At 71.6% G+C, this 4,049-nt stretch carries 4 protein-coding genes and 3 tRNA genes; 4 read left to right on the top strand and 3 right to left on the bottom strand.

What is annotated here, in order from left to right; all coding sequences use genetic code 11:
- Positions 1 to 13: 13 nt before the first annotated feature.
- A complete protein-coding gene (locus JGS39_RS38535) occupies positions 14 to 352 on the bottom strand; it encodes a metallopeptidase family protein (RefSeq protein WP_219574424.1) in 339 nt (112 codons plus the stop codon).
- Here JGS39_RS38535 and JGS39_RS38530 point away from each other — a divergent pair.
- From JGS39_RS38530 to JGS39_RS38515, 4 genes are all read left to right on the top strand, one after another.
- Positions 352 to 1,917 (top strand): metallophosphoesterase family protein, encoded by a 1,566-nt coding sequence (locus JGS39_RS38530; RefSeq protein WP_219574423.1) that lies wholly within the window; start codon positions 352 to 354, stop codon positions 1,915 to 1,917. The two genes, JGS39_RS38535 and JGS39_RS38530, sit on opposite strands and share 1 nt — an antisense overlap.
- Positions 1,918 to 2,094: 177 nt before the next feature.
- Positions 2,095 to 2,167 (top strand) — tRNA-Glu (locus tag JGS39_RS38525).
- A gap of 36 nt (positions 2,168 to 2,203) precedes the next feature.
- Positions 2,204 to 2,278, top strand: a tRNA-Asp gene (locus JGS39_RS38520).
- Between the two features lie 22 nt (positions 2,279 to 2,300).
- Positions 2,301 to 2,377: transfer RNA gene (locus tag JGS39_RS38515), tRNA-Phe, on the top strand.
- A 38-nt stretch (positions 2,378 to 2,415) separates the two neighbouring features.
- Here JGS39_RS38515 and JGS39_RS38510 read toward each other — a convergent pair.
- Both JGS39_RS38510 and JGS39_RS38505 read right to left on the bottom strand, forming a co-directional pair.
- Positions 2,416 to 3,276, bottom strand: a complete 861-nt coding sequence (locus JGS39_RS38510) for a cytochrome c biogenesis CcdA family protein (protein WP_219574422.1) — start codon at positions 3,274 to 3,276, stop codon at positions 2,416 to 2,418.
- Positions 3,273 to 4,049: DsbA family protein (locus tag JGS39_RS38505; RefSeq protein WP_219574421.1), on the bottom strand; the 777-nt coding region annotated here is incomplete at its 5' end. The genes JGS39_RS38510 and JGS39_RS38505, both read right to left, overlap by 4 nt.

Genomic DNA, 4,049 nt, shown 5'->3' with positions numbered 1-4,049 from the left:
CCCGCCCGCACCCTCACCCGTAGCCGAGCGCGTGCAGCCTCTCGTCGTCGATGCCGAAGTGGTGGGCGATCTCGTGCACGACCGTGATCTCCGTCTCGGCCACGACGTCCTCGCGCGACTCGCACATCCGCAGCGTCGGCCCCCGGTAGATGGTGATCCGGTCCGGCAGCACGCCCGCGTACCACTCACCGCGCTCGGTCAGCGGCGTGCCCTCGTAGAGCCCCAGCAGTTCCGGATCATCGGATTCCGGTTCGTCCTCGACGAACACCGCGACGTTGTCCATCAGCCGGGTGATGTGCCCCGGTGCGCCGGATGCGCATAGCCGCCTCCCCGCCGGGGCATACGCGCCCAATGGCCCGCGACCCGTTCCGTGCCGCAGCAGCCCGTGTCCGGCACCTCATCCGCCTCCGACCGCGACCGCGCTCCGCCGGACGGCCTGGCCGCCGCGCCCATACCGGCGGCCTTCCCGGCGGGGCGCCGCACCCGTTCGCCCGGGCGCTCGGCCTGGTCGCCGTCGTGCTGTTCGGCGCCTGGCTGGGACTGCTGGTCGTCGGCAGCGTCCGCGCGCCAGTCGGCCCGATGGACACGACCATGACCCTGCGGCCCTCCCTCAGCGGCGGCACCAAGATCAACGTGTCCCCGCTCGGTGCTCTGGAGCTGGACTCGCACCGGGCCCCGGTCCGGCTCGACGTCGACATCGACCGCCTCGACCCGGTCCGCTCCGAGGCCCTGGTCCAGCACCCCGAACGGCTCGCCGGGCTGGAGGCCGAGGTCGGTGACGACGTCGGCGCCGGGGCCCGCGAGCTCGCCGTGCGCTCCTGCGTCGCGGTCGTCTCCGGAGCCACCGCACTCGGCCTCGCCGTCTACCGCAGGCCCCGGCGCGCCCTGGCCGCGGGAGGGCTCGCACTCACGCTGCTGACCGCCTCGGGCGTCGGGGCGTACGCCACCTGGAACCCGGAGTCGGTCCTGGAGCCGAAGTTCTCCGGGCTGCTGTCCAGCGCCCCCTCCGTCGTCGGCGACGCCCGCTCGATCGTCACCGACTTCGACGTCTACCAGCAGGAACTCGCCCGTCTGGTCACCAACGTCACCAAGCTCTACGACGCCACCTCGACGCTCCCCGTGTACAGCCCGGACCCCGCCACGCTCCGCGTCCTGCACGTCTCCGACATCCACCTCAACCCCGCGGCCTGGCACATCATCGGTTCGCTCGTCGAGCAGTACGACATCGACGTGATCATCGACTCCGGCGACACGATGGATCACGGGGCGGCCGTGGAGAACAGCTTCCTCGACCCGATCAGCGACCTGGGCGCCCCCTACGTCTGGGTCCGCGGCAACCACGACTCGGCGGTGACGCAGCGGTACCTGGAGAAGAACAAGCGTTTCAAGAACGTGCACGTGCTGGACGGGGGCCGCGCGGTGAACGTCGGCGGGCTGCGGGTCGCCGGCATCGGGGACCCGCAGTTCACCCCGGACCGCACGGGGCCCGAACAGGCGGAGGGGGCCGAGCGGGCGGCGGGTCTGCGGCTCGCCGCCGCGCTGCGCGACCAGCGGCGGGCGGGCACCCCGGCGGACATCGCCGTCGCCCACGAGCCGGAGGCGGTCAGGCAGACGGACGGACTGGTCCCCCTCGCTCTGGCCGGCCATGTGCACCACCGGCAGAACGAGGTCATGAAGGGCGGCACCCGGCTGATGGTCGAGGGCTCCACGGGCGGCGGCGGGCTGCGTGCCGTGCAGAACGAGAAGCCGGAACAGGTGCTCGCGTCGGTGCTCTATCTGGACCGCTCCACCCGCCGTCTGCAGGCCTGGGACGAGATCACCCTGGGCGGCCTCGGCCTGACGACCGCCGAGGTCAGCCGCCACCTGCCCAAGGAGAGCAGGCCCGACGCGACGCCGTCTCCTATTCGGTTTGGCTGACACCGAAAGCCCCGTGTACAGTCTCCGACGTGCCCAAGGGCGCCGGTCAGGGCTCGACCGTTCTGAAACCTCAAAGGTTGAAGGAGAAGCCGAACCTCTTGGGGGGAAGCGGAGTCACACGCTTCTTCACTTTCCCTTCGGGCGACAGACGCGGAAGCAAGCTGTACCAGCAGTTCTGCCCTCATCGTCTAGTGGCCCAGGACGCCGCCCTTTCAAGGCGGTAGCACGGGTTCGAATCCCGTTGGGGGCACGCACAACCTGTGCGACACTTAGTCGCACAAAGCTTGGTCCTGTGGAGCAGTTTGGAGTGCTCGCCACCCTGTCAAGGTGGAGGCCGCGGGTTCAAATCCCGTCAGGACCGCTGCAGCCCTTGTGAGCTGCGTGGCTGGGTAGCTCAGTTGGTACGAGCGATCGCCTGAAAAGCGATAGGTCGCCGGTTCGATCCCGGCCCCAGCCACCACCCGAAGGCCCCGTCCGATGGACGGGGCCTTCGCCGTGTCAGGCGCCCTCCCGCTCGGCGGTGTTCGTGCCGTCCGCGCCGCCCCGGCTCCGCCCGGACCGCACCGCGAGGACGAGCAGCACCACACCCACCACCGCCACCAGCAGCACCCCGTCCGGCACGCGCTCGCCGATGCCGCGGGCCCACTGCTCGACGGCGAACGACTGGTCCACGTTCAGCAGCCCGGGCAACGCCGTCGTCCCGTCGTACGCGAGGAACAGTGCGCCGAGGCCGATGAAGAAGAGGCCCGACAGCAGCGTCGTGGTGTGCAGCTCGAAGCGGCCGAGCCGCAGGGCACGGCCGCGCAGCCACGCCCGCCGCCCCAGGTCGAACCGCTCCCAGAGCAGCGCGAGCAGGAACAGCGGCACCGCCATGCCCAGCGCGTACACGGCGAGCAGCAGTCCTCCGTACGCCGGGCTGCCGCTGACGGCCGCGACGGTGAGGACGCTGCCGAGGATCGGCCCCGCACAGAAACCGGCGAGGCCGTAGACGGCCCCGAGCGCGTAGACGGACAGCGCGGTCGTGGGGCGGATCCGGCCGCTCAGCGCGGAGATCCGGCGCGAGGCGAAGCCCAGACCGACGATCTGGGCGACACCGAGCCCGATGATCAGCCAGCCGGCGCCGAGGACGAGGGCGTCGCGATGGCCGTAGAAGAGCCTTCCGGCGTACGAGCCCGCGGCGCCGAGCGGGACGAGGGTGGTGGCGAGGCCCGCGTAGAAGATCCCGGTCCGGGCGAGCAGCCGGGAGGCGGAGTCGATGGAGTACGCGAAGAAGGCCGGGAGCAGCAGGGCACTGCACGGGCTGAGCAGGGCCAGCAGCCCGCCGAGGAACGCGGCGAAGTAACCGACGTCCGCCGTCACTTCGCGGAGCCTTCGGGAGACGCGGAGCCATCGGGGGACGTGGAGCCGTCAGGTGACGCGGAGCCGTTAGGGGACGCGGAGCCGTCAGGGGACGCGGAGCCGTCAGGGCCTTCCGCGCTCGCCGGACCGGCGGTGCCCTTGGCGTCCTGGCCTGCGCTGCCCAGGTTCTTCGCCCGGTCGGCCGCCTGCTCGATGGCCCGGGTGAAGGTCTCCGCCGGCTGCGCCCCCGCGATCGGGCGGCCGTTGACCAGGAACGACGGAGTGGACGTCGCGCCGATTCCGTACCCCTGCTCCTGGTCCTTGCTCACGGCCGCCGCGGCCGCTGCGCCCTCCGTGTCGCGGAGGAAGCGGTCGAGGTCGGGTACCCCGGCCTGGTGGGCGAGGGCCTTCAGCCGGTCCTTGCCGAACCCCTTCTCCTTGGCTCCTTCGGCGTACGCGGCACGGTGGAACTCCCAGAAGCGGTTCTGCTGCCCGGCGGCCCAGGAGGCACGTGCGGCGGCCTCGGACTCGGCGCCGAAGATCGGGAAGTTGCGCCACTCGATGCGCAGGGTGCCGGCGTCGACGTACTTCTTCACCAGGGCGGGTTCGGTGTCCCGGGCGAACTTCGCGCAGTAGCCGCACTTGAAGTCGGCGTACTCGATGAGGACGACGGGTGCGTCCGCCCGGCCCAGCGCCAGTTTGTCGCCCGCGTCGCGCCGGGCAAGCTTCGCCAGCTCCGGGTAGACACCCTCGTCCGCGGTGACGTCGGCCACCGAGGACGAGGAGGAGGCGGG

Source organism: Streptomyces poriferorum, from assembly GCF_019399235.1.
In the GTDB taxonomy this organism is placed as follows: Bacteria; Actinomycetota; Actinomycetes; order Streptomycetales; family Streptomycetaceae; genus Streptomyces; species Streptomyces poriferorum.
The sequence above is the reverse complement of the archived record's forward strand: the minus strand, read 5'-3'. Positions and strand labels throughout refer to the sequence as shown.

Bases quoted from the DNA above. Each gene is read 5' to 3' on its own strand.
- JGS39_RS38530 (WP_219574423.1), top strand. From the start codon at position 352: ATGGCCCGCGACCCGTTCCGTGCCGCAGCAGCCCGTGTCCGGCACCTC.